At 46.9% G+C, this 23,522-nt stretch carries 25 protein-coding genes; 21 read left to right on the top strand and 4 right to left on the bottom strand.

The features are described from left to right. Window positions 1–82 precede the first annotated feature (82 nt). The 6 genes from deoD to HNQ56_RS05035 all read left to right on the top strand — a co-directional run bounded on the left by deoD (window position 83) and on the right by HNQ56_RS05035 (window position 6,000). Window positions 83–790, top strand: coding sequence for a purine-nucleoside phosphorylase (deoD, locus tag HNQ56_RS05060; RefSeq protein WP_429143442.1), 708 nt, complete (start codon window positions 83–85; stop codon window positions 788–790). 70 nt (window positions 791–860) lie between these two features. Continuing rightward, the gene (deoC, locus tag HNQ56_RS05055) at window positions 861–1,526 is read left to right on the top strand and encodes a deoxyribose-phosphate aldolase (protein WP_429143440.1); all 666 of its coding nucleotides are present in this window, start codon (window positions 861–863) and stop codon (window positions 1,524–1,526) included. 52 nt (window positions 1,527–1,578) lie between these two features. Then, window positions 1,579–2,082, top strand: coding sequence for a cytidine deaminase (locus HNQ56_RS05050; RefSeq protein WP_429143439.1), 504 nt, complete (start codon window positions 1,579–1,581; stop codon window positions 2,080–2,082). A gap of 150 nt (window positions 2,083–2,232) precedes the next feature. Next, window positions 2,233–3,471, top strand: coding sequence for a serine hydroxymethyltransferase (glyA, locus tag HNQ56_RS05045; RefSeq protein WP_429143437.1), 1,239 nt, complete (start codon window positions 2,233–2,235; stop codon window positions 3,469–3,471). A 154-nt stretch (window positions 3,472–3,625) separates the two neighbouring features. Then, entirely contained in the window at window positions 3,626–4,588 is a 963-nt protein-coding gene (locus HNQ56_RS05040; protein ID WP_429143435.1) for an AraC family transcriptional regulator, read from the top strand. 161 nt (window positions 4,589–4,749) lie between these two features. Then, on the top strand, window positions 4,750–6,000 hold the full coding sequence (locus HNQ56_RS05035; RefSeq protein WP_429143433.1) for an L-rhamnose isomerase: 1,251 nt from the start codon (window positions 4,750–4,752) through the stop codon (window positions 5,998–6,000). Window positions 6,001–6,130: 130 nt separating this feature from the next. Here HNQ56_RS05035 and HNQ56_RS05030 read toward each other — a convergent pair whose 3' ends face one another. Beyond that, window positions 6,131–6,766, bottom strand: a complete 636-nt coding sequence (locus HNQ56_RS05030) for a lactate utilization protein (RefSeq protein ID WP_429143431.1) — start codon at window positions 6,764–6,766, stop codon at window positions 6,131–6,133. A 255-nt stretch (window positions 6,767–7,021) separates the two neighbouring features. Between HNQ56_RS05030 and HNQ56_RS05025 the strand changes: the two genes are divergently transcribed. From HNQ56_RS05025 to HNQ56_RS04995, 7 genes are all read left to right on the top strand, one after another. After that, complete coding sequence (locus tag HNQ56_RS05025; protein ID WP_429143430.1) at window positions 7,022–9,259, top strand: DNA topoisomerase; 2,238 nt, start codon at window positions 7,022–7,024, stop codon at window positions 9,257–9,259. A 30-nt stretch (window positions 9,260–9,289) separates the two neighbouring features. Then, window positions 9,290–9,958 (top strand): acyltransferase, encoded by a 669-nt coding sequence (locus HNQ56_RS05020; protein WP_429143428.1) that lies wholly within the window; start codon window positions 9,290–9,292, stop codon window positions 9,956–9,958. A gap of 141 nt (window positions 9,959–10,099) precedes the next feature. Then, window positions 10,100–10,792: an iron-sulfur cluster assembly scaffold protein gene (locus HNQ56_RS05015; protein WP_429143427.1), complete on the top strand. Its 693-nt coding sequence runs from the start codon at window positions 10,100–10,102 to the stop codon at window positions 10,790–10,792. A gap of 19 nt (window positions 10,793–10,811) precedes the next feature. After that, window positions 10,812–11,822 (top strand): GGGtGRT protein, encoded by a 1,011-nt coding sequence (locus HNQ56_RS05010; RefSeq protein WP_429143425.1) that lies wholly within the window; start codon window positions 10,812–10,814, stop codon window positions 11,820–11,822. A 449-nt stretch (window positions 11,823–12,271) separates the two neighbouring features. Continuing rightward, window positions 12,272–12,490: a hypothetical protein gene (locus HNQ56_RS05005; RefSeq protein WP_429143423.1), complete on the top strand. Its 219-nt coding sequence runs from the start codon at window positions 12,272–12,274 to the stop codon at window positions 12,488–12,490. Between the two features lie 13 nt (window positions 12,491–12,503). Next, complete coding sequence (locus tag HNQ56_RS05000) at window positions 12,504–12,950, top strand: DUF1905 domain-containing protein (RefSeq protein ID WP_429143421.1); 447 nt, start codon at window positions 12,504–12,506, stop codon at window positions 12,948–12,950. Window positions 12,951–12,978: 28 nt separating this feature from the next. Continuing rightward, window positions 12,979–13,200, top strand: coding sequence for a hypothetical protein (locus HNQ56_RS04995; protein WP_429143420.1), 222 nt, complete (start codon window positions 12,979–12,981; stop codon window positions 13,198–13,200). Window positions 13,201–13,344: 144 nt separating this feature from the next. Here the strand turns inward: HNQ56_RS04995 and HNQ56_RS04990 are convergent, their stop codons facing one another. After that, entirely contained in the window at window positions 13,345–14,295 is a 951-nt protein-coding gene (locus tag HNQ56_RS04990) for a hypothetical protein (RefSeq protein WP_429143418.1), read from the bottom strand. Window positions 14,296–14,401: 106 nt separating this feature from the next. Between HNQ56_RS04990 and HNQ56_RS04985 the strand changes: the two genes are divergently transcribed. Then, complete coding sequence (locus HNQ56_RS04985; protein WP_429143416.1) at window positions 14,402–14,548, top strand: hypothetical protein; 147 nt, start codon at window positions 14,402–14,404, stop codon at window positions 14,546–14,548. Window positions 14,549–14,700: 152 nt separating this feature from the next. Beyond that, window positions 14,701–16,725, top strand: a complete 2,025-nt coding sequence (locus HNQ56_RS04980; protein WP_429143414.1) for a putative bifunctional diguanylate cyclase/phosphodiesterase — start codon at window positions 14,701–14,703, stop codon at window positions 16,723–16,725. A 12-nt stretch (window positions 16,726–16,737) separates the two neighbouring features. Here the strand turns inward: HNQ56_RS04980 and HNQ56_RS04975 are convergent, their stop codons facing one another. After that, entirely contained in the window at window positions 16,738–16,890 is a 153-nt protein-coding gene (locus tag HNQ56_RS04975; RefSeq protein ID WP_429143412.1) for a hypothetical protein, read from the bottom strand. A 424-nt stretch (window positions 16,891–17,314) separates the two neighbouring features. Here HNQ56_RS04975 and HNQ56_RS04970 point away from each other — a divergent pair, with 424 nt between their 5' ends. From HNQ56_RS04970 to HNQ56_RS04960, 3 genes are all read left to right on the top strand, one after another. Continuing rightward, window positions 17,315–17,728 carry an Hsp20/alpha crystallin family protein gene (locus HNQ56_RS04970; protein ID WP_429143410.1) on the top strand — a complete coding sequence of 138 codons (414 nt, stop codon included), beginning with the start codon at window positions 17,315–17,317 and terminating at the stop codon, window positions 17,726–17,728. 260 nt (window positions 17,729–17,988) lie between these two features. After that, a complete protein-coding gene (locus tag HNQ56_RS04965; RefSeq protein ID WP_429143408.1) occupies window positions 17,989–18,540 on the top strand; it encodes a DUF6323 family protein in 552 nt (183 codons plus the stop codon). Window positions 18,541–18,637: 97 nt separating this feature from the next. Then, window positions 18,638–19,345, top strand: a complete 708-nt coding sequence (locus HNQ56_RS04960) for a DUF4190 domain-containing protein (RefSeq protein ID WP_429143407.1) — start codon at window positions 18,638–18,640, stop codon at window positions 19,343–19,345. 225 nt (window positions 19,346–19,570) lie between these two features. Here HNQ56_RS04960 and HNQ56_RS04955 read toward each other — a convergent pair whose 3' ends face one another. Further along, window positions 19,571–19,894, bottom strand: a complete 324-nt coding sequence (locus HNQ56_RS04955) for a DUF2752 domain-containing protein (RefSeq protein WP_429143824.1) — start codon at window positions 19,892–19,894, stop codon at window positions 19,571–19,573. A gap of 228 nt (window positions 19,895–20,122) precedes the next feature. Between HNQ56_RS04955 and HNQ56_RS04950 the strand changes: the two genes are divergently transcribed. The 3 genes from HNQ56_RS04950 to HNQ56_RS04940 all read left to right on the top strand — a co-directional run bounded on the left by HNQ56_RS04950 (window position 20,123) and on the right by HNQ56_RS04940 (window position 23,514). Continuing rightward, a complete protein-coding gene (locus HNQ56_RS04950; RefSeq protein ID WP_429143405.1) occupies window positions 20,123–22,624 on the top strand; it encodes a homocysteine S-methyltransferase family protein in 2,502 nt (833 codons plus the stop codon). Between the two features lie 214 nt (window positions 22,625–22,838). Further along, entirely contained in the window at window positions 22,839–23,288 is a 450-nt protein-coding gene (locus HNQ56_RS04945; RefSeq protein WP_429143404.1) for a DUF2975 domain-containing protein, read from the top strand. A 10-nt stretch (window positions 23,289–23,298) separates the two neighbouring features. Further along, the gene (locus tag HNQ56_RS04940) at window positions 23,299–23,514 is read left to right on the top strand and encodes a helix-turn-helix domain-containing protein (RefSeq protein WP_429143402.1); all 216 of its coding nucleotides are present in this window, start codon (window positions 23,299–23,301) and stop codon (window positions 23,512–23,514) included. Window positions 23,515–23,522 lie beyond the last annotated feature (8 nt).

Genomic DNA, 23,522 nt, shown 5'->3' with positions numbered 1-23,522 from the left:
CTCCGGCGGATTGCCATTTTTGTAAAAATGAATTATAATAAACGTACAAATTACCTTTTGATGCCATGAAGGAGGAAATAAAATGAGTATACCAACCCCTCACAATGAAGCAAAAGCAGGAGAGATCGCTAAAACGGTCCTGATGCCCGGTGATCCCTTAAGAGCAAAATTCATTGCGGACACCTATCTTGAAGATACGGTTTGTTTTAATAAAGTCAGAAATATGCTGGGATATACCGGAACCTACCAGGGAAAGAGGGTTTCCGTCATGGGCGGCGGCATGGGTATGCCATCCATGGGGATTTATTCCTATGAGCTGTTCCATTTCTATGGGGTGGATCAGATCATCCGTATCGGATCAGCGGGAGGAATTGCAGAGGATATCAAGCTCAGGGATGTGGTAATGGGCATGGGTGCATCCACCAATTCCAACTATGCCGCCCAGTACCGTCTGCCGGGAACCTATGCCCCCATTGCGGATTTCGGCCTTCTGCGCCGGGCGGTGGAAGCGGCGGAGAAGCTGAAGATCCGGCCGGTGGTGGGGAATATTCTCTCCTCGGATACCTTCTATGATGATAATGAAGAGGCGAACGCTCTGTGGCGGAAGATGAATGTTCTATGCGTGGAGATGGAAGCGGCAGCCTTGTATATGAACGCCGCCAGAGCAGGGAAGAAGGCCCTCTGTCTTCTGACCATCTCGGACCATGTATTTACCGGCGAGTCCTTGTCGGCAGAAGACCGCCAGGTAAGCTTCCGTGAGATGATGGAGATTGCCCTGGAGATCGCATAGCTCAGATTAGCCTTGCAAGGAGCAGAGGCTTCTTAGGTATTTGCGGCTATAGGGAAAAGTGGAGGAAAGAATGGATAGAAAATTGATTTTTGAAAAAGTGGATCATACGCTTCTGACCCGGACGGCAGTCTGGAAGGAGATACAGGAATGCTGTGACGACGCAATGGCCTATGGGACGGCATCGGTGTGCATTCCGCCCGCCTATGTAAAGCAGGTAAAGGAATATGTGAAGGACCGGATCGCCGTCTGTACGGTAATTGGCTTCCCCAACGGATACCATACAACTGCGGCGAAGGTGTTTGAGACGAAGGATGCCCTGGCCAACGGTGCCGATGAGATAGACATGGTAATTAATATCGGAGCGCTTAAGGAGCAAAGGTACGCCGAGGTGCTGGAAGAGATCAAAGCGGTCAGGGAGGCTTGCCGGGGTCATGTTCTTAAGGTAATTATAGAAACCTGTCTCTTAACGGAAAAAGAGAAAATTAAGATGTGCGAGCTGGTCACACAATCGGGTGCGGATTTCATTAAGACTTCTACAGGCTTTGCCGAAGCAGGAGCAACCTTTGAGGATGTGGCGTTATTTGCCCGGCATGTGGGTCCTGAAGTGAGGATAAAAGCTGCGGGAGGAATCTCTTCCTTTGAAGATGCAGAGCGTTTTATCGAGCTGGGAGCTTCCAGACTAGGCACCAGCCGAATTGTCAAGCTGGCAAAGAATGAGGCAGGAACCGGATATTAATGTGGAAGGGTGCCTGACACCGTTCCGCAAAATAAATAAAGGAGGTTTTCATATGCAAGAGGATGGCAAAATGGGAAATGAGGCAAAGAACAGTCTGATCCCCCGTGATAAGGGTGAATTGTTGGCAAAACAGGAAATCGTCAGCCGGTCGGTGGCTAAGAATCTGGTTCGCGAAGCAATTGAGGCGATGAAGCAGGCTTATGCTCCTTACTCCCGTCATTATGTGGGAGCCGCGCTTTTAACCAAGAGCCAAAAAATTTACAAAGGATGCAATATAGAGAACGCCGCTTATTCGCCCAGCAACTGTGCGGAGCGTACCGCATTTTATAAGGCAGTCAGCGAAGGGGAGAGAGAATTCTCCGCCATTGCTATTGTCGGGGGGAAGGATGGCGTGCTGAAGGATTTCTGCCCGCCCTGCGGCGTATGCCGCCAGGTAATAAGAGAGTTTGTGGAGCCGAAGAATTTCCTGGTGATTTTGGCAAGATCCGAGGAGGATTATCTGGTATTCTTCCTTGAGGAGCTTCTGCCTTTGAGCTTTGGGCCGGAGAATTTATAATGTGCAAGAATAATTATTATTAGATTTTGTTATAAATGAAACCGGACTCCTTCCGGGATTGGTGCTTCCATATTCAAAATGAATATGTTATACTTATACGCAGTAAAGCCTTAGGAGTTGCATAAATATACCGGAAAGGAAATGATAAGAATGTATTCATTTGAAGAGGTAAAGTCATTTGATCCTGATCTTGCAGAAGCAATGTCGCTGGAGATAGAGCGCCAGAACAGTCATATTGAATTAATTGCTTCAGAGAATTTTGTCAGCAAGGCTGTTATGGCGGCCATGGGAAGTCAATTAACCAATAAATATGCGGAGGGTTATCCGGGAAAGAGATATTACGGCGGCTGTGAATTTGTGGATATGGCAGAGAATCTTGCCATCGAGAGGGCGAAGAAGCTGTTTGGCTGCACCTATGCCAATGTTCAGCCCCATTCCGGCGCCCAGGCTAATATGGCGGTATTTTTCGCGCTGCTTCAGCCGGGAGATACGGTGCTGGGAATGAACCTGGCCCATGGCGGACATCTGACCCATGGAAGCCCGGTAAACATGAGCGGCGCTTATTATAAGATCGTACCCTATGGTGTAAATGACCAGGGATTTATAGATTATGACGAGGTAAGAAGAATTGCAAGGGAGAGCAAGCCGAAGCTGATTATCGCGGGCGCCAGCGCTTATGCCAGAAAGCTGGATTTTAAGATCTTCCGTGAGATTGCGGATGAAGTGGGAGCCTATCTGATGGTGGATATGGCCCATATTGCGGGACTGGTGGCGGCAGGCTGTCATCAAAGCCCGATTCCCTATGCACATGTGACAACTACCACCACTCATAAGACCTTAAGAGGGCCGAGAGGCGGTATGATATTATCCAGCGCGGAGTTTGCTGAGGAGCACAAGCTGAATAAGGCAGTGTTCCCGGGAATCCAGGGCGGACCCTTAATGCATGTGATTGCTGCGAAGGCGGTCTGCTTTAAAGAGGCTCTGGAGCCTGGATTTACGGAGTATGCCAAAAGAGTTGTGGAGAATGCCCAGGCTCTTGCCGAAGGTCTGATGAAGCGTGGGTTTAACCTGGTATCCGGAGGTACGGATAATCACCTGATGCTGGTAGACCTTCAGAATATGGGGGTGACCGGTAAGGATACGGAGAAGCTTTTGGATGCGGCCAACATTACCTGCAATAAGAATTCGATTCCCAATGACCCTGCCTCTCCCTTTGTAACCAGCGGTATCCGTCTCGGTACGGCAGCAGTAACCACCAGAGGGATGAATGCCGAGGATATGGACGTGATTGCGGAAGCAATTTATTTGCTGGTGAAGGATGTGGAAGCAAATAAGGAAAAGGCAATGGCGATGGTGAAGTCCTTAACCGACAAATATCCGTTGTATTAATCGGAATTCGGAAGAAGTGCCGGAAAGATAATAATCCGGTATATGATAAGGGAATATAAGAATGCTGTGAAAATTTTGTTGAATTTTTACAGCATTCTTTGTATAATAAGACTATATGAAGTCGTCTTTTAAAATTTTGAACGGGAGGTGCCCCATGGATTCATCATTACTGGATCAGCTCAGAGAGATTACTGCAGAAGAGCAGGATATTCTGGACGGCAGAGCCCAGATTAATAAGGAACTGTATATGGAGAGAACCTCCTCTGTCATTGATAACCGGAAGCTTATGGAGAGCGGAAAGCTGATCCGGGTTCGTACCCATACCCGCTTTGTTCATTTTCCGAAGCATACGCATAATTTTGTGGAGGTTATCTATATGTGTGAGGGAGAGACCGTACATATCATTAATAATGAGGAAGAAGTGCGGCTCAAAAAAGGAGAGCTGCTGTTTCTGAATCAGAATGCCACCCAGGAGATACTGCCTGCCGGATTGGATGATATCGCGGTGAATTTCATCATTCTGCCGGAATTTTTCGATAAGGCCCTGCTGATGATCGGAGAGGAAGAGAATCTGATCCGTGATTTTATTATCGGCTGTCTTCGCAGTGAGGAGGATAAGGTGAGTTTTCTGCATTTTAAGGTATCCGATGTGCTGCCGATTCAGAATTTGGTGGAGAATCTGATCTGGACCATAAGGAATAACCAGCAGAACAACCGGAGCATTAATCAGGTCACTATGGGATTGTTATTTCTGCAGCTTATGAACCACACGGACAAGGTTGAGGTAGGGAAGAACCGGCTTGACCAGGAGGTTATGCTGATTGTGCTCCGCTATATTGAGGAGAATTATAAGGACGGTCAGCTGGCTCATCTGGCGAAGGAGCTGCATTATAATGTGTACTGGCTGAGCCGCAAGATTAAGAAGATGACCGATAAGACCTACATTGAGCTGGTGCAATCCAGAAGACTGAACCAGGCGGCATATCTTCTGACGACCACGGGAATGACGGTTGCGGATATCGGTATGGCGGTGGGCTATGACAACATGAGTTATTTTCACCGCATCTTCAAGGAGAAGTACGGCCTGTCCCCCAAGGAATACCGGGACTGCAAATAAGGACACTTTTTAAGGCAAAAAGTGTTCTTTTTTTTGGCCGGATTTATGATATACTAAGACCAACAATGTTAACATAGATAGAATGGATTTGTGGGCGTGATGAATTTTTGGTTAACTTTCCTTTCGGTATGACCTGCAGATCCTCAATAGGAGGATTTTTTATGACTACCTTAGAAAGATATGAATCAGCGAGAGAGATGTATGCCAAGGTTGGAGTGGATACGGATGCGGCGATTAAGAAGCTCCAGAGTATTCCAATTTCCATGCACTGCTGGCAGGGAGATGATGTGGCCGGCTTTGAAGGTGCGGGCCAGTTATCCGGCGGTATCCAGGCAACCGGCAATTATCCGGGCAAAGCCAGAACACCGGAGGAGCTGATGGCGGATATTGATAAGACCTTAAGCTTAATCCCCGGAATTCACCGTATTAATTTACATGCCAGCTATGCGATCTTTGAGGACGGCGAATTTGCCGACAGAGATAAGCTGGAGCCGAAGCATTTTAAGAAATGGGTAGAATTTGCCAGGGAAAGAAAACTGGGCCTGGATTTTAACCCGACTTATTTCTCTCACCCCAAGGCAGCAGATGCCACCCTTTCCAGTGAGAAAGAGGAGATCCGCCGTTTCTGGGTTGACCATGGCAAGGCTTGCCTAAGAATATCCGAATATTTTGCCAAGGAGCTGGGAACCCCCTGTCTGATGAATATCTGGATTCCCGACGGCTTCAAGGACATTCCGGCAGACAGAACCGCTCCCCGTGCCCGTCTGAAGAAATCCCTGGATGAGATCATTTCAATTCCCTATGACCACAGCAAGGTATATATCGCAGTTGAATCCAAGGTATTCGGTATCGGTCTTGAGAGCTGCACCGTAGGTTCCCACGAGTTTTATATGAATTATGCGGCGAAGAACAATCTGCTGTGCTTATTGGATAACGGCCATTATCATCCCACAGAGGTGGTATCGGATAAGATTTCTTCCATGCTTCTCTTCTCCGATAAGGTGGCTCTTCATGTAACCAGGTCGGTCCGCTGGGACAGCGATCATGTGGTGCTCCTGGATGATGAGACCAAGGAAATTGCCAAGGAGATTATCCGTAACGGTTCTGATCGAGTGCTCCTGGCTCTGGATTTCTTCGATGCCAGCATCAACCGTATCTCAGCCTGGGTGGTTGGTATGCGCAATATGCAGAAAGCCCTGTTAAATGCGCTTTTGCTTCCCAATGAGAAGATGGCCCAGCTTCAGGATAAGAGGGAGTTCTCCGAGCTGATGATGCTCTCGGAGGAAATGAAGCTGTATCCCATAGGAGATGTATGGAATTATTTCTGTGAGCTGAATCAGGTTCCTGAGAAGGAAGACTGGTTTACAGAGGTAAAGAGATATGAACAGGAAGTGCTGGCAAAGCGCCAGTAAGAACAGTTAAGACATAAAATAGCTTAAAATATAGGGAAACGTTCAGCTGAGCGTTTCCCGTTTGTTTATTTAATTTAGAAGTCAGAAGTAGGGTTTTGCGGCGGGGTGCTAAATATATTCTTACTCTTGATCAGTATCCCAGCTCTTCGCCAACCAGAATCACCTTGATTCTTCCGGTGATACCGGAGCGTCTGGTAATGACAATCTGGTTGCAGATGCAATCCTCGACCAGGCAGTTGGAGCATTTCCCAGTCTCGGCGCAGGGTGTTTTTTTACCAAGCCGCACCACATTGGGGGGCGTGGCCATGTTGCGGATGCGGTCAACGGCCGTGTCCACATCCGTTACAATTTTATTCATGCCCGCAATGACGATCACATTCCTGGGGCCGGTGATCAGACATGCCACACGATTGCCGGCACCGTCAATATTGACCAGCTGCCCGTCTAAAGTAATGGCATTGGAGCTCATGAAATAATAATCCGCCATAACAGTCTTGCTGTAGATTAGGCGCTTTTCCTCCGGGGTCGTTGCCGTGCTGCGGTCATAGAGTATGTAATCGGAGGCGGAGAGCTCCTCTGGCAGTCCGATTTCCTCCAGAGTCTGGGAGCCTCCCCAGGAGATTGAGCAGCCGGGGGTCAGAAAACGCTTTGCCATAGCCAGGGCCGCCTCCGAATCTTCGCAATAATAGCCCTCAATTCCCCTCTTATTAAATTTGTCAATGATGGTATCAGCCAGATTCTCATAATAAATCTTCTTGGGTGTCATATCCTATCCTCCAAACACTTTTGACATAATATACGTTGCCGGCAACGTATGGCTATATTGTAATCTATTCCCTGGCAGGATACAATAAAAATTTGGCTGTATTGAGATATAACCTTATCGTTCCGTAAAAAGTTCTATTTGTTTTAACTGGTAAAATAGGTTATAATATTTCCAGCAATACATGAATAAGGTGTATGCTTGAGAGATCAGCATCAGAGTGTCTTAAGCATACATGTGATTGAAAGTTGGTACAGCATGTCTAAAAGTCTATATATTGCAGAGAAACCAAGTGTGGCAGCCGAATTTGCCAAGGCGCTGAAGATCACGGGCAGAAAGCAGGACGGGTACATTGAATCCGAGGATGCCATTGTTACCTGGTGTGTCGGGCATTTGGTCACCATGAGTTATCCTGAGGCCTATGATCCCGCCCTGAAAAAATGGAATATGGGTACGCTGCCCTTCCTTCCCCGGGAATACAAATATGAGATTATCCCCAATGTAAAAAAACAATTTAATATAGTAAAGGGACTTCTGACCCGTAAGGATGTGGACACCATCTATGTCTGCACTGACTCCGGGCGGGAAGGAGAGTACATATACCGTCTGGTAGATCAGGAGGCCAAGGTGCCGGCTGCAAAACAGAGGAAGCGTGTCTGGATTGATTCCCAGACCGAGGAGGAGATTCTTCGGGGAATCCGGGAGGCTAAGCCGCTGTCCGCCTATGACAGCCTTTCCGATGCCGCCTATCTGCGCGCCCAGGAGGACTATCTCATGGGAATCAATTTCTCCAGGATATTGACCCTGAAGTACGGCAACGAGGTGCAGAAGCTGCTGAATTCCGGCAAATGGAATGCCATTTCCGTAGGCCGTGTTATGACTTGTGTTCTGGGGATGGTAGTCAGGAGGGAACGGGAGATAAGGAATTTTGTTAAGACCCCCTTCTACCGTGTTCTAAGCAATCTCCAGGTTCAGGATAAGGAGCTTACGGCAGAGTTTCGTGCGGTGGAGAGCTCCAGGTATTATAATTCGCCTCTTTTATATAAGGAAAATGGCTTTTTAGAGAGAACTTCAGCAGTGAAATTGATATCGGAGCTGGCGGGAGAGATACCCAAGCTCTTGGATGACGGAACCTGGGAGGCGCAGTCAAATAATGCGGCACAAGCAGGGAGTGCGAGCCAGTCAGGTACTGCAGATCAAGGGAATAATGCGGGCCAGCCAGGTGATTTAGTGCAGCAGGAGAGGGCAGAAGAGCCGGGTAATGCAAGGCAGCCAGGCAGCGGCGAACAGGTGCTGCAGGCTGTGGTTACCCAGGTGGAAAAGAAGAAGGAAACAAAGAATCCTCCTCTATTATATAATCTGGCGGAGCTTCAGAATGACTGTTCCCGATTCTTCAAAATCAGTCCTGACGAAACGCTGAAGATTGCCCAGGAGCTTTATGAAAAGAAGCTTGTAACCTATCCCAGAACCGACGCCAGAGTGCTGTCTACCGCGGTGTCTAAGGAGATTCACAAGAATATCAAAGGACTGCAGAATTTGGGACAGTTCCGGGATTTTATATCGGAGGTTCTGGAGATGGGGTCCTATAAGAACATTGCAAAGACCCGATATGTCAATGACAGCCAGATTACCGACCACTATGCCATCATACCCACCGGACAGGGCCTCGGTGCCCTTAATTCCCTGTCTCACACTGCGGCCAGGGTATATGAGACCATTGTCCGGCGGTTCATCAGTATATTCTATCCCCCGGCAGAATACCGTAAGATAGGGATCACGGTGCAGATTAAGGGGGAGAGCTTCTTTGCCAGCTTTCGCACCCTGGAGAAAGAAGGCTACCTCAAGGTTCTTGGAAGCTATAATGATAAGCAGCCGGCTTCCGGGAAGGGCAATACCGGCAATTCCGGGGAAGAGGCCGGAGCGGAGGAAGGAGAAGCCTCGGATAATAACAACGACCAGGCATTGCTCCAATTACTTCTGACTCTAAAGAAGGGTGCTTTGCTCCCGGTACGTGTAATTACCATCAAGGAGGGGGAGACCACACCTCCGAAGCGTTACAATTCCGGTGCGTTAATTCTTGCTATGGAGAATGCCGGCCAGCTGATCGAGGATGAGGAGCTGCGGGCACAGATCAAAGGAAGCGGGATCGGAACCAGTGCAACCAGGGCGGAGATTCTGAATAAGCTGGTGAACATCACTTACCTGAGCCTGAATAAAAAGACACAGATCATTACTCCCACCCAATTGGGAGAGCTGATCTTCGATGTTGTGAACAGCTCCATCAAATCCCTTCTCAATGCGGAGCTGACCGCCAGCTGGGAAAAGGGTCTCACTTACGTATCCGAGGGACAGATAACGAAAGAGGAGTATACCACCAAACTGGAGGGTTTTGTCGCCAGGATGGTGGAAGGGGTGAAAACCCTGAATAACCAGGCAGCTCTGACAAAATATTTTAGTGAAACAGCGGCATATTACAAAGGCAGCAAAATAAGCTGATTAAAAAATGAAATTTAAGGAGGAATTAGAATGTCAGAACATCTTATGATCCGGTCACTGTTTGATTTGGAGAAGACAATAGCGGCAGACCTGTTTACAGGCTGTATCTATCCATGGGAGGTCCTTGGGAAGATTAAGAGCGGTATTTTACAGATCGGGGCGGGCCTGTCCCTCGAAGAATATGACAAGATAGGCGAGGACATCTGGATTGCCAAGTCTGCCAAGGTGGCGCCCACCGCCTGCATCAACGGACCTGTCATTATCGGAAAGGAAGCAGAGATACGCCACTGTGCCTTCATCCGCGGCAGTGCCATCATAGGAGAGGGCGCGGTGGTCGGCAATTCCACCGAGCTGAAGAACGTCATTCTCTTTCATAAGGTGCAGGTTCCCCATTATAACTATGTGGGCGACTCCATCCTGGGCTACAAGGCGCATATGGGCGCCGGTTCCATAACCTCTAATGTCAAATCAGACAAAACCCTGGTATCCGTCCATGCAGGCGAGTTGATTATGGAAACCGGCCTGAAGAAATTCGGCGCAATTCTGGGGGACTATGTGGAGGTCGGCTGTAACAGCGTGCTGAACCCCGGAACCGTTGTCGGAAGGAATGCCAATATCTACCCCCTGTCCATGGTTCGCGGCTGCGTGCCCGAAGCCAGCATCTACAAGAAGGCCGGAGAAATAGTGGCAAAATATTAGATTGAGTTGAAAAAGTTGTAGACTTATTGATCATTTTATGCGAGAATATGATACGTAAACAAGACAAAATTTTAACAAGGAAATTCTGTTATGATTTTTCTTGCAAGAGAAAAGTGATGTAAACTGAAAGGAGTTTCAAACATGATTTATTCACATGAAGTTCAAATGATGTGTCCGGTTACACAGGGTGTCCATCATGGCGCAGCACCGATTCCGGAAGAAGCTAAATGGGTAAAGGCCAGGGAAGTGAAGGATATCTCCGGTTTGACCCATGGTGTGGGCTGGTGTGCACCTCAGCAGGGTACCTGTAAATTAACTCTTAACGTGAAGGATGGTATTATTCAGGAGGCATTGGTGGAGACCATCGGCTGCTCCGGTATGACCCATTCCGCAGCGATGGCATCTGAGATCCTGCCTGGTTTAACTGTTTTAGAGGCATTGAATACAGACTTGGTGTGTGACGCAATCAACACTGCGATGAGAGAGCTTTTCCTGCAGATCGTATACGGAAGAACCCAGAGCGCCTTCTCCGAGGACGGACTTCCTATCGGTGCAGGTCTTGAGGATTTAGGGAAAGGTCTTAGAAGCCAGATCGGCACCATGTATGGAACACTGGCGAAGGGCCCCCGTTATCTAGAGATGACCGACGGTTATGTAACCGGCATTGCACTGGATGAGAATAATGAAATCATCGGTTACCAATTCGTTAATTTCGGTAAGATGATGGACTTCATCAAAAAAGGCGATGATGCCAATACAGCATTAGAGAAATCCAAGGGCCAGTATGGCCGTGTTGCGGATGCTGTGAAGATCATCGATCCGAGACACGAATAGGAAAGGGAGGATACATACAATGGCTTTATTTGAATCATATGATAGAAGAATTAAACAAATCGACGAAGTATTAAAGGGTTACGGCATCGCCTCCATTGAAGAGGCGGAGAAGATCACCAAGGATGCCGGCCTTGATGTATATAATATGATTAAGGGCATTCAGCCCATTTGCTTTGAAAACGCCTGCTGGGCCTATATTGCAGGAGCGGCAATCGCAATCAAAAAGGATGCCAGAAAAGCAGCGGATGCAGCGGCGGCAATCGGCGAGGGCCTTCAGTCCTTCTGCATTCCCGGCTCTGTTGCAGACCAGAGAAAGGTAGGCTTGGGCCACGGCAATCTTGGCAAGATGCTGCTGGAAGAGACCACTGAGTGCTTCTGCTTCCTGGCAGGTCATGAGTCCTTTGCAGCGGCAGAGGGTGCCATCGGTATCGCTATGTCCGCCAACAAGGTAAGACAAAAGCCTTTAAGAGTTATCTTAAACGGCCTCGGCAAGGATGCGGCTCAGATCATCTCCCGCATCAACGGCTTTACCCATGTTGAGACAGAGATGGATTATCATGCAGGCGAAGTAAAGGAAGTATTCCGCAAATCCTACTCCAAGGGACCCAGGGCAGCCGTCAACTGCTATGGTGCCAATGATGTAACGGAAGGCGTTGCAATCATGCATAAGGAAGGAGTGGACGTATCCATCACCGGTAACTCCACCAACCCCACCAGATTCCAGCATCCCGTTGCAGGTACCTATAAGAAGGAATGTGTGGATTTAGGAAAGAAGTACTTCTCCGTAGCCTCCGGCGGCGGCACAGGAAGAACCCTTCATCCTGATAATATGGCAGCAGGCCCCGCATCCTACGGTATGACGGATACCATGGGAAGAATGCATTCCGATGCACAGTTTGCAGGCTCCTCCTCCGTTCCGGCTCATGTGGAGATGATGGGTCTGATCGGCGCAGGCAATAACCCTATGGTAGGAATGACGGTAGCCGTAGCGGTTGCCATTCAGGAAGCTTCCGAGGCTGGCAAGTTCTAAGAAAAACAGTAAATGAATAGTTTTAGAAAATAATAATTAGGAGTGGTTAAAGCATGAAAATGCTGACCGCTCCTAATTATTTATATAAAGAAATCCGAGTCCTTGATGAAATTCCAATGCGCTATCCGGTATATAAGGAGGGGCCATGAAGCCGTCAAGGAGTACGATACTTTCCGGTGGATAAATATTTGGTATTTTATCTATCAGATGAATTTCAAAATAGGGTGAATATCATTCGTATTATGTATGGCGGCAGGGATATTAGTAACCAGTTAAGCGAAATGATGTAAAAAAGGTATGAAAATACAATTTGAATATTTCCAGTTTGGTATGATATAATCAATTCATATCATAAAAAAGAGCGTGACGGGAATGACAGGCACTGAGCAAATTGCAGCGATGCAGGCATAATTAAAAGGACAACATATTTCCAATTCAGGAGGAATATAGTGTTATGTGTTAAATCACTATATGGAGGCGGAAAGATGGAATGCCCTTTTTGTAAAAAATTGAATGTTAATTCAGGATTTATCAGAGGTGGTTCCCGGACCTATTTTTTCTCCGATGAGGAGAGAGGAAAGCTGGTTAAGACACCAATACCCATTAAAGCATACTTGTGTAAAGAATGCGGCTCTGTTTTTTTGAAAAAAGAAGAGAAACGTCTATAAGGGGAGCTATAATATGCGGTTTGAGTTTGAAAGTGAAATAAAACAGCTGGAAGGCAAGATCAAATGGAGTGTATTTTACTTCCCGTATTCTGCGCTGGAGCACTTTGGTTCGAAAGGCAACATACCGGTCTGCATCACGGTGGACGGTCATAGCTTCGATCATATGCTTTTGCCGTCAAAAAACGGGCATTATCTGGTATACAACGAATTTATCAGACAGGCTGTGGGAAAAGACCTTGGAGACAGCGTGCATATAACCTTAGAAAAGGATACAAAAAAGCGGGAAATTGTAATTCCGGCCTACATCGAAACTGTTCTGAGGGATGCCGGCGTATTGGAAGTATTTCAAAAGCAGCCGGATTATCTGAAACGCGAACAGATCAATTACATCGAGATTGCCAAAAAAGAAGAAACAAGGCTGAATCGGATAAATACACTGACAAAACGGTTGGAAAATTAAAATATACATAAAAAAGGAGAAGGGAACCATGGGGAAGGAAGAACTGGTGAAAATCGTGGAAAAATTCGCGGCATCCGGATGGGATTTGATTGATGCGCCCTCGAAAAAATGGCTGGCGGACAATGAATCGAAGGATGTGACGGCGGAATTGCTGAAAGCGGTTGAGCAGGCAGACAAGGAGTGCGGGAGCTGCGGCTGTGAATTTGACCCGCTTTATAAACGGGCGCTGGAGTTGCTTACAGTAGCATAATAACAGTATGAATGCCATATTGACTGACACAATAACGGGGATCATCATGGAGCATATCGCTTCATGGTGATCCCCTGAGTGTTTTCCTGATTAGACTTCAGGCGTAATGCCAAGCGCTGTTTACCTACGTATCAGAAGTCCGTATTATGCTCCCAGGCGATAGATGATATTGGCTTGTTTCTTATTTTTCAGCACATTGATGATTGTGGGAACGGCACCCACTGCGGTGAACAGATACAGCATGCCAAGGTTTGTATAGTAGGACGGCGCTTCAATGACTTCCTTCTGAATCAAGGCAGGAATGGCGCGGAAGGCGGATATCACATCTGCCTCGAAGACATTTGCCACCGTAATGGCATAATCAGCCCGCTGGCTTACGTACACAAGAACCACCATCAGCAGGGAGCTCACGACAATCCCTTTCTTGCTCAGCTTGCCGCCCAACAATTCATAGCCCTTTAGTGCGCATACGCCCATGACCAGGCCGGAGAGAGAGGCGACGTAGCCCAGCTGCCCCAGCAGTACGATACAGGCTCCGCCCAGGAGGGAGCCTAAAAATGCGCCTGCAATACCTCCGATGAGATTTTCCTTCTTTCCTTTCTCTGCCAGCCGTGTTGCCTCGCTGGACTCGCAGTAATCGTGGTAGCAGGAGGAACACATATGAGCCGGAGCGCTGCCGATAAAGTAGCTTTCCGCCCCTTCCGAGGTTCCGCAGGCCTGGCAGGCATTTTCAAAGCCTCTTTGCAGCAGCTCGGAGGTGATCGCCTGCAGGGCATCCATTACCTTGGCCAGAGCGTTTTTAAAGTTGATGCCTGCGCCCAGCTGTGACTGGAACCGTACCTTATAGCGTGTTACCTCACACCGGTTGAGCAGCTTCTTATTGGCGGATACAATTTCATTCATGTCCGAATGCTCCGGCATCTGATCCATGCGTTTCACGGATATTGTAATATAAAATGCTTTTAAATCCGGCACCTGGTTGATGCATACATTGTATCCGGACTTGTTTCCGTACATCGTTCCGCTGTTTTCATCCAGCAATAGCCCTGCATCATCGGCAGCGCTGCGAAAGACTTTTAATAATGATCGATTCATAAAGGTTTCTCCCATCCCATTTTTATTTTGCCGCATACGGCAGAAAAAAGTAAATTTCATGTCGAAATTCCGGTTTTTAGAATTATTTTACACATATTTGGAGTGTATGTCAAGAATAAAAAGACAGGAGATGAAGGAACATCCATTTAGGAGTATTCCGGAAGCAGGCTCTGATGGAACCTTAAAAAGAAGGAAAAAGCAAGGTATGACAACAGATAACAGGAGCAGATATTTGCTTGACAGCATAACCTGAAAAATATATAATATTTCCATAAAACGAGTTGCCTGGAATATACTACTAATGAAATTCTGCATCATGCATACGATTTGGGAATCGGCTGTAATGATGCATTTTAACAATTTGGCTGATACAGTCTTAATGCGGAAGCTGAGGATAAGCTTACTATGCAGAAAAAGAGCGAGATACATAAGAGAGTACTGTTGGCGGCAAATCGGGCAAGGGAGTTTATGCGCCGCAACGGAGCGGTTAGAATTTCGATCATTTATGGATTCTTCGGGATAATGTGGATTTTGCTGTCGGATATGTTTCTGGAGAACATTATTCCGGATGCGGAGCAGTATAAGCATTATCAGACCTATAAGGGCTGGTTTTATATCTTTATTACGACCCTTATGGTCTATCTTCTGGTGCGCAGAGGACTGGTTCTGCTGAAAAAGGAACTGGTGAAGACGGCCGCGGCCTATGAGAAATTACAGCATGCCCATGAGGAGCTGATGACAACGGAAGCCCAGCTGATCTATCAGAAGAAATTAAACGACAGCATTATTTCGGAAGCTCCAATTTTTATCATTATCCATGACGAGAAGAAAGTGATCAGTGTGAATCCCTATTTCCGGCAAGTGTGCGGCTATCATGCCGGGGATTTGAAGGAAGCTGCCTGGGTGGACCGGCTGGTTCCGAAAGAGTACCGGGAAGCTTTATTCCGTAATTTTAAGAATATCCGAAGCAGAAGGCGGAGCTGTAATTTCGAGTGCCCCATCATAACCAGGAATGGGGATATCATTAATGCTCTTTGGAACAGCAGCCTGCTGCAATCTCCCACGGATCCGGAGCAGACTTACTTTGTGTCCTTTGGCGCGGACATTAATGAGCGCAAGCGTTATGAAGAGAAGGTGAAACACCTTGCTTTCTATGATTCTTTGACGGGGCTTGCAAACCGGACCATGTTTGAAAATGAGATCAACCGGTATTTGAATGAGAATAAATGCAGCTTCATGATTGCTTATATTGATATTGATAATTTTAAGACCATTAATGATTCCATGGGGCATCAGATCGGTGATCTCTTTTTAGCTTATTTTGCTGATTGTCTGATTGCCGAGGTGGCCGAGCCAAACTGTGCCGCCAGGCTTGGAGGGGATGAATTCGCAATTCTGTTTCCCGCAATAACCAGGGAGAAGCTGCTGGAAGAAATCGAAAGACTTCGGGATCGGGTCAGCAAAACCTGGACCATTCGGAATTATCAGTTCTATATTTCCATGAGCATCGGTGTGGTGTGCTATCCCCAGGATGGCAGGGATTCCAGCATGCTGATGAAAAATGCGGATATTGCAATGTATGAAGCGAAGAGAGAGGGCAAGAACCGGATTCTCTTCTATGAAAAGAAGATCAAGGATGAAAATTTCCGGCATATGCAGATGCTGAATGATCTTCAATATGGGATCGAGGGAGAGCAGTTCATATTGTATTATCAGCCTCAGATGAACCTGCAATCCGGTAAGATTACCGGGGTAGAAGCGTTGGTTCGATGGCTTCATCCCACCGATGGCTTTATCTCTCCCGCAGAGTTTATTCCCATGGCAGAGTATTCCGGCCAGATTTATATGCTGGAGCGCTGGATTGTGGCCGAGGCCCTGAAGCAGAAGAAGAGAATGGAGCAGATGGGATTTGCAGATATTGATATGTCCATTAACCTGTCGGGCAAGACACTGACCAGCTCCGTTAATTTTAATGAAATGGAGCAGATCATAGCAGGTGCGGAGGTGGATTTTAGCCGAATCATAATTGAAATTACAGAGACCGCTAATATATCGGATGTGGATATTGTGATTCACCATCTGAACCGTTTGAAGGCGCTGGGAATCCGTGTGGCACTGGATGATTTCGGAACCGGGTATTCTTCGCTGAATTATCTTAAGCAGTTTCCCATCAATATTATCAAGCTGGACAGAAGCTTCATTGAAACCATCATAGAGAACCGGGTGGACACCCTTTTAATTAAGAATATTCTGACCTTGGCCCAGGATCTGGGGTTTGAGGTGGTTGCGGAAGGAATTGAGACGAGGGAGCAGCTGGAATTTTTAAGAAAGCATAATTGCGGTTCAGGGCAGGGCTACCTGTTAAGCAGACCTGCCCCTGAGGAAAAGATACATGAGTTGCTGAAGGACGGTTTTACATTTGAAATATAAGGCGGGGGAGAATTACTCTTCCTCCGCCTCCTTCACAATGGCATCCAGAACATTGATAAGGTCGTGGATGGTATAAAGCTCAACGTTTCTTTCAAGAATGGTATTCTTTAAATCCGTGGATAAGGTCTCAAACTTATTGCGGATTGCCGGAGCTACATAGGACATAATGATCACCTGTATTCATAAGATTTTGATAGAGCTACAAACGGACAGGACATGATATTTGTTTCGATATTTTCCATGGGCAGTAAATTGCCCGCGAAGGATGCGAAGCAGGTATGATGTCTTTTTTGCCGTGCCGGGAATGCTTTTTCCGGCATCTGCTGCTCTGTCCGTATACTCTATAGCATTTCCAATCAACAAAATAATATGTATCCCTGCTATGGCAGAAAGATTTTTTTGAGGGGTATCTGACTTAATATATTTTTTAGAAATAGTTTATACATTATATATTGATTATTTGTTATATGTGATGTATAACATATATTGCAAGTAGATAACAAATCCATTGAACAGAATGTTATCACTTGCCGGAAATAACCGGTATCAAGTAACATAAAACAATACTATATCAGGAGGAGTGATTATTATGTTAAGACCAGCAGTATTTGAACCCACCGGACCTTTATTTTTTGACAGAGTATTTCATGACTTCTTTGGAAACGGCTTCAATCAGTTCGACAATTTCAACACGGATGTAATCGACAAGGGAGACAATTATTTGCTGCAAGCCGAATTACCGGGCTTCAGTAAGGAGGAGATCAAGATTGATCTCGACAAAGAGACATTGACGATATCGGCTGACCACAGTGAAGAGAAGAAGGAAGAGAAGCATAATTATGTCAGACAGGAGAGGCGCTACCGTTCCTATTGCAGGAGCTTCCACATCCCGGGCATCCGCAAGGAGAGCATCCAAGCTGCTTATAATAACGGAGTTTTAGAAATTACGCTTCCAAAGGAACAAGCAGTCTTAGAGGAACCGAAACGCATTGAAGTTAAATAAGTTCTTGTTTAGAAAGTAAAAAAGGATCCGTTTGGCAGCCTTCAGGGTTGCCAAGCGGATCTTTTTTTACTTTCCTGTCCATATCTTTATTATAGCATAAAGTCCGGCGATTTACCAGACTTGTAATAAAAAGGGTAAAAGTGTAAGATATATAAAGTTATAGTTCACAGCTAACTTTATAAATTGTCAGGGGAGAAGAAATAAGATTTCCTGCAAAATCTTGTTCGGAATGAAAGGAATGGATAATAAATATGGATGATATGTATGAATTAATGCGGATAGCCCATCAGCAGCAGGAACTGGAACGGATATTGGAATGCAACAGGATAACAGAGAGGTTTGGACTAATGCTTTCCCAGGAAGAAGCGGCCGGTCTGGCGGTCGGCCGTAAGGCTTCGCTGATTGAAAATCAGAGGGTGGAGTTTGGGGAAGGAATTTTGCCTAAACTGATTGATTGTTTCTGCGATTCCCAATTCATCAATCAGGATAATTATGCCGAAACATTATCGGAACTGCAGGAGATTTTTTATTTGGCAAAGAACGAAACCCAGGATGAGCTGACCGATAAGGAATTACTAGAATTTATGAGAAGGCAGTATGAAGAAGTATGCTTCGGAGATCTGGACTATCTTAAGAATACCTGCCTGGAGCGGTATTCCAGAAGTGTCCGTTCGGGAAATATCAGACCGATGCAGTCCAGGCTTAGGGATGAATATTCCCTGCGGGACACAGAGAATGATTACAGCAAGCTGGACGAGGAGACCAGATGGGATTACGAAGTTTATAAGAGGAAGCTGGAGGACATGTTTTAAATCGGTTTTAAATCTTTTAATAAAAGAGTTGAAAGAAAAATAAATGTGTGATAGGATGATTTTAACATATATGTATCTTTAGAAAAGGGGAACAGGAATGGGAGACTATAATAATCCGTTTGAGAATAGCAATAATCAGCCTAATTCATCGGATCCGAAGCTGCCGGAGAACGGACAGACAGGAGTAAATGAGCAGTCAGAGCAAAGCCCGTATCAGAATAATCCGGGCGGTCAGGATCAGAACAACCAGTATTCGAGCAATCCCTATCAGAGTGCTCCGTCTCAGGACAATCCTTACCAGAACAATTCACAACAGAACAATCCGTATTCCAATGGGCAGCCGGGTAACCAGCCGAATAACCCATATCAGAGCGGGCAATACCAGGATAACCAGCCTCAGAATAACCCGTATCAGAACGGGCAATACCAGAATAACCCGTATCAGAACAATCCGTACCAGGGGAATCCTTACCAGAACTACTCGTATCAGCAGGGGCCGCAAATGAAGCCTCAAGATAACGGTATGGCAATCGGATCTTTGGTCTGCGGCATCCTAAGTCTTTTGTTCAGTTGTTGCTTATGGTACCTTGCACTTCCTTTATCCATTGCGGGCCTGGTATTGGGCATCCTGGTGATAAAGAACAAGAGGGGCGGAAGATCCATGGCGATTGCCGGTATTGTTTTGGCCAGCATTGGTATCCTTGTGGCAATTGTAATGGCTATTTTTACAGTCTTCATGTTTACCAGTTCGGAGTTTTCAAATATTTATGATCAGATTTACAATGAATTGCAGATATATAATTAGAGGTTTTGAAAGGAATTGCCGGTTTTCTTTATCCGAAGCCGGGCAGAACAGATATCTCTGAGTATCAGGGTGCCGTTGCACAGCTGAATCGGGAAGGGACACTATCATATCGAGTCCATTCTGTACAGCTTTGCGGCGGCACCCTGATTGAATCGGCCTTATCTCTATGAGGCCGGCCTGATTATGGTACGGGACGGTAAGAGGGGAGGCAGCGCTTCCTCCTGGCTAAGGAGCCAGGGGCGGGTAGAGGTTGCGGGCAATAAAATAGACGACCAGGAGGGCAATCAGCACCAGATAGAAGCTGAGACTGCGAGGAAGAATCCGGAGATTTCTGCCGAAGCTGTGGGCTGCGAATTCGATATAGGCAAGAAGGATGAGGAGAGCCAGCAAAGCCGGTACAGGATTATAGTGCAGCGCTTCTGCGATATCCCCGTGCAGGAGTGCCGTTACGCTTCTGGTATTGCCGCAGGCGGGACACAGAAGATGAAACCGGCTGTAGAGAGAGCAGGCAGGCAGGAAGGGAACAATGGCAAGAATGATATCCTTCATCAGGAAGATAAAAAGTCCTGCGAGGGGGAATATAAAGGTCAGGATTTGATTGCGGGTTATGTTTTTCATATGACTTTTCCTTAGAAATAATATTTGTTTTTTATTGTATCACACTTCCCCCAAAGAGGGAAAGGGAAAATGCTCATTAAAATGCTTGAGCTGGAGTGGAGAATGATTTATAATAAGTGAAAATTATGCCTGTTATTGCAGAAAGGTTGGAATAGAGCTATGACGAGACAGGAATTTATCCAATTAACAGAGTCAAAAATTACACTTGTGGACGGTGCAACCGGCAGTAATCTGCAGAAACGGGGAATGCCCGCCGGGGTATCTCCGGAGATGTGGATGCTGGAGAACCCTCAGATTGTTACCGGTCTCCAGAGAGAGTTCCTGGAGGCCGGTTCCGATATTATATTTGCGCCAACCTTCACCGCCAACCGGATCAAGCTGAAGGAGTATGGGCTGGAAGACCGGATTGGTGAGATTAACCGGAGGCTGGTCGAAATATCCGGGAAGGCGGTAGAAGAGTACCGCAGGGAGAGCAAAAGCACCCGTAAGGTATATATTGCCGCGGACATTACTATGACAGGCGAGATGGTGTATCCGGTAGGGGAGCTGACCTTTGAAGAGCTGGTTCAGATATATAAGGAACAGCTGTCTTATATTCTTCCGGCCGGAGTGGATCTGGTGGTAGTGGAAACCATGATGAGCCTGCAGGAATGCAGGGCCGCGCTTCTGGCCGTGAAAGAAGTATGTGATTTACCGATTATTGTCTCTCTGACCTTTCAGGAAAATCAGAGGACATTGTACGGAACGGATCCCAGAACTGCGGTGATTGTACTGCAGAGCATGGGAGCGGATGCTGTTGGAATTAATTGTTCCACCGGACCGGATAAAATGCTGGGTATCGTGCGTGAAATGAAGGAATATGCCAATGTTCCCATTATGGTAAAGCCCAATGCAGGCATACCGAAGCTGGTGGATGGGGAGACTCACTTTCCCATGGATGCGGAGGAATTCGCCGGACAGATGGAGTTATTGATGGATGCAGGGGCTGATATTGTGGGCGGCTGCTGCGGAACCACACCCAGGCATATGGAGCTGCTTGCTGCGAAAGCCCAGGACAGGCCGGTACAGCTGCCGAAGCAGGTGCATGTCCGGGCTTTAACGACGGAGAAGAGTACGGTGGAAATTCCTCTGGACGGCCCTTTTTTGGTCATAGGGGAGAGGATTAATCCCACCGGTAAAAAGGCGCTTCAGGCCGAGCTGCGGGAGGGTGAGCTGGATATTGTCTCCCAGATGGCCGCTGAGCAGGCGGAGCTGGGAGCCGCTATACTGGATGTGAATGTGGGGATGAACGGCATTGATGAGCAGGAGGTGATGCTCCGGGTCATGCAGGAGGCACTGGACAGCGGGAAGCTCCCTCTGAGTATCGATTCCAGCCATGTAAAGGTAATAGAGGCAGCACTGCGCATCTATCCGGGAAGGGCGTTAATCAATTCCATTTCTCTGGAGAAGGAGAAGTTTGAGAAGCTGATTCCCATTGCCAGAAAATACGGCGCCATGTTTATCCTGCTTCCCCTTTCGGATCAGGGGCTGCCGAAGGATATGGAGGATAAGAAAAGAATTATACGGACTATATTAGAGAGAGCCTATGAGTACGGCCTGACCAAAGAAGACATCATCGTGGACGGGCTGGTTACTACGGTAGGTGCCAATAAGAATGCGGCGCTGGAGACGCTGGAGACCATCCGGTATTGTAAGGAGGAGCTGGGGATAGCCACGATTGTAGGACTGTCCAATATTTCCTTCGGATTGCCGGAGCGCCAGTTTATTAACAGCACCTTCCTGGCCTTTGCAATACAGGCCGGTCTGACCATGGCGATTGCAAATCCCTCCCAGGATCTGCTGGTCAATACTTCCCTGGCGGCAGATTTGCTGCGTGCTGTGGAGAATGCTCCCCAACGATATATTGACAGGGCAGCTTCCCGGCCGTCAGTCATAACGGGAGGAAAGCCTTTGGGGCAGGACAAGGGCGGAGCAGAGCCGAAAGCAGAAACGGAAGGAAGAATTGACCAGGCGGAAGCATTATCCGGAACAGACAGCCGGCAGGCTGTATTTCAGGCAGTGGTAAAGGGAAACCGCAAGAATATTGTTGCCCTGGTGGAGCAGGAGCTGTCCTTCTCTACGCCGGAGCAGCTGATTGAGGAAGTATTGATTCCCGCCATCAGTGAGGTGGGAGACAAGTATGATAAGCAGATCTATTTTCTTCCTCAGCTGATTGCCGGAGCGGAAGCTATGAAGCTTGCCATTGACTATCTGGAACCGATACTGAAGAAGGACGCCGGCGAGGAGCCTAAGGGAACCATTGTAATTGCCACCGTGGCAGGAGACATTCATGACATCGGCAAGAACCTGGTAGCCCTGATGCTGAAGAATTACGGCTATCGTGTGATTGATCTGGGAAAGGATGTGCCGACAGAGAAGATCATTCAGACAGCAAAGGAGGAAAAAGCGGATATTATTGCCCTTTCTGCCTTAATGACGACCACCATGGTTGAGATGCGGCGGGTAGTGGAGCAGGTGAGAGAGCAAGGACTCTCTGTAAAGGTTATTATCGGGGGTGCGGTAATCACCGACAGCTATGCGCAGGAGATTGGAGCGGACGGATATTCCGAAGATGCACAGTCGGCAGTAGGGCTGGTAAAAAGACTTCTGGGGAATAAATAGCAGGAGCCTGGCCGCTGGAGAGCGCCAGAGAAAGCCGGAAATAAAATATTAATATAGTATAGGCACATAAAATATGAATATAATATGTGGGTATAATGAAAGTCAATAATAATTTATCGATAATCGATAAATTATTATTGACTTTCATTTTGCGTTATGATATATTAGCTTCAAGAAAACGAGAGGCAGTATAGACATAGGAGGTTATTTTAACATGAGCAGGAGTCCTTTGGTAAGAGTAACAAAATGGATACTGGATATTATGTTTTACGGAGGAATAGCAGTATGTATTACAGTACCTGTTATTTTCAAACAGGCAGGGAAGTTCTATAAAGTCTTCCGTGAATTCTATCTTCCGTTCTGTATCATTTTTATGGTTGCGGGTGTGTTTGCCCTGATCATCCTCTGGGAGCTCAGGAGCATATTCAGGACAGTGCTCCGGGAGGACCCTTTTGTAAGGGAGAATGTCTCTTCCCTTAAGAGAATGGGAATCAGCGCCTTTTGCATTGCTGTAATCATGCTCACGCGGCTTTTCTTTGTAATTACCCCGGCTGCGCTGGTATTAGTCGCTGTATTTACCATAGCCGGATTGTTTTCTCTGGTGTTATCCCAGGTGTTTGATCAGGCGGTAACCTATAAACTAGAGAATGATCTGACGATATAGGAGGGCCGGCATGATAATAGTGAATCTGGATGTGGTAATGGCACAGCGGAAGATGGGTTTGACGGAGCTGGCGGAGCAAGTGGATATTACAATGGCGAACTTATCGATTTTAAAAAATAATAAGGCGAAGGCAATCCGCTTTCATACTCTGGAAGCGATTTGCAAAGCCCTGAACTGCCAGCCCGGTGACATTCTCCAATATGTGGAGGAAGAAACCTCGGGATAAATTCTGCA

It is taken from the genome of Anaerotaenia torta (genome assembly GCF_050433395.1).
GTDB classification, from domain to species: domain Bacteria; phylum Bacillota; class Clostridia; order Lachnospirales; family Lachnospiraceae; genus Mobilitalea; species Mobilitalea torta.
The sequence above is the reverse complement of the archived record's forward strand: the minus strand, read 5'-3'. Positions and strand labels throughout refer to the sequence as shown.

Bases quoted from the DNA above. Each gene is read 5' to 3' on its own strand.
- deoD (WP_429143442.1), top strand. From the start codon at position 83: ATGAGTATACCAACCCCTCACAATGAAGCAAAAGCAGGAGAGATCGCT.
- deoC (WP_429143440.1), top strand. From the start codon at position 861: ATGGATAGAAAATTGATTTTTGAAAAAGTGGATCATACGCTTCTGACC.
- HNQ56_RS05050 (WP_429143439.1), top strand. From the start codon at position 1,579: ATGCAAGAGGATGGCAAAATGGGAAATGAGGCAAAGAACAGTCTGATC.
- glyA (WP_429143437.1), top strand. From the start codon at position 2,233: ATGTATTCATTTGAAGAGGTAAAGTCATTTGATCCTGATCTTGCAGAA.
- HNQ56_RS05040 (WP_429143435.1), top strand. From the start codon at position 3,626: ATGGATTCATCATTACTGGATCAGCTCAGAGAGATTACTGCAGAAGAG.
- HNQ56_RS05035 (WP_429143433.1), top strand. From the start codon at position 4,750: ATGACTACCTTAGAAAGATATGAATCAGCGAGAGAGATGTATGCCAAG.
- HNQ56_RS05030 (WP_429143431.1), bottom strand. From the start codon at position 6,766: ATGACACCCAAGAAGATTTATTATGAGAATCTGGCTGATACCATCATT.
- HNQ56_RS05025 (WP_429143430.1), top strand. From the start codon at position 7,022: ATGTCTAAAAGTCTATATATTGCAGAGAAACCAAGTGTGGCAGCCGAA.
- HNQ56_RS05020 (WP_429143428.1), top strand. From the start codon at position 9,290: ATGTCAGAACATCTTATGATCCGGTCACTGTTTGATTTGGAGAAGACA.
- HNQ56_RS05015 (WP_429143427.1), top strand. From the start codon at position 10,100: ATGATTTATTCACATGAAGTTCAAATGATGTGTCCGGTTACACAGGGT.
- HNQ56_RS05010 (WP_429143425.1), top strand. From the start codon at position 10,812: ATGGCTTTATTTGAATCATATGATAGAAGAATTAAACAAATCGACGAA.
- HNQ56_RS05000 (WP_429143421.1), top strand. From the start codon at position 12,504: ATGCGGTTTGAGTTTGAAAGTGAAATAAAACAGCTGGAAGGCAAGATC.
- HNQ56_RS04995 (WP_429143420.1), top strand. From the start codon at position 12,979: ATGGGGAAGGAAGAACTGGTGAAAATCGTGGAAAAATTCGCGGCATCC.
- HNQ56_RS04990 (WP_429143418.1), bottom strand. From the start codon at position 14,295: ATGAATCGATCATTATTAAAAGTCTTTCGCAGCGCTGCCGATGATGCA.
- HNQ56_RS04985 (WP_429143416.1), top strand. From the start codon at position 14,402: ATGTCAAGAATAAAAAGACAGGAGATGAAGGAACATCCATTTAGGAGT.
- HNQ56_RS04980 (WP_429143414.1), top strand. From the start codon at position 14,701: ATGCAGAAAAAGAGCGAGATACATAAGAGAGTACTGTTGGCGGCAAAT.
- HNQ56_RS04975 (WP_429143412.1), bottom strand. From the start codon at position 16,890: ATGTCCTATGTAGCTCCGGCAATCCGCAATAAGTTTGAGACCTTATCC.
- HNQ56_RS04970 (WP_429143410.1), top strand. From the start codon at position 17,315: ATGTTAAGACCAGCAGTATTTGAACCCACCGGACCTTTATTTTTTGAC.
- HNQ56_RS04965 (WP_429143408.1), top strand. From the start codon at position 17,989: ATGTATGAATTAATGCGGATAGCCCATCAGCAGCAGGAACTGGAACGG.
- HNQ56_RS04960 (WP_429143407.1), top strand. From the start codon at position 18,638: ATGGGAGACTATAATAATCCGTTTGAGAATAGCAATAATCAGCCTAAT.
- HNQ56_RS04955 (WP_429143824.1), bottom strand. From the start codon at position 19,894: ATGAAGGATATCATTCTTGCCATTGTTCCCTTCCTGCCTGCCTGCTCT.
- HNQ56_RS04950 (WP_429143405.1), top strand. From the start codon at position 20,123: ATGACGAGACAGGAATTTATCCAATTAACAGAGTCAAAAATTACACTT.
- HNQ56_RS04945 (WP_429143404.1), top strand. From the start codon at position 22,839: ATGAGCAGGAGTCCTTTGGTAAGAGTAACAAAATGGATACTGGATATT.
- HNQ56_RS04940 (WP_429143402.1), top strand. From the start codon at position 23,299: ATGATAATAGTGAATCTGGATGTGGTAATGGCACAGCGGAAGATGGGT.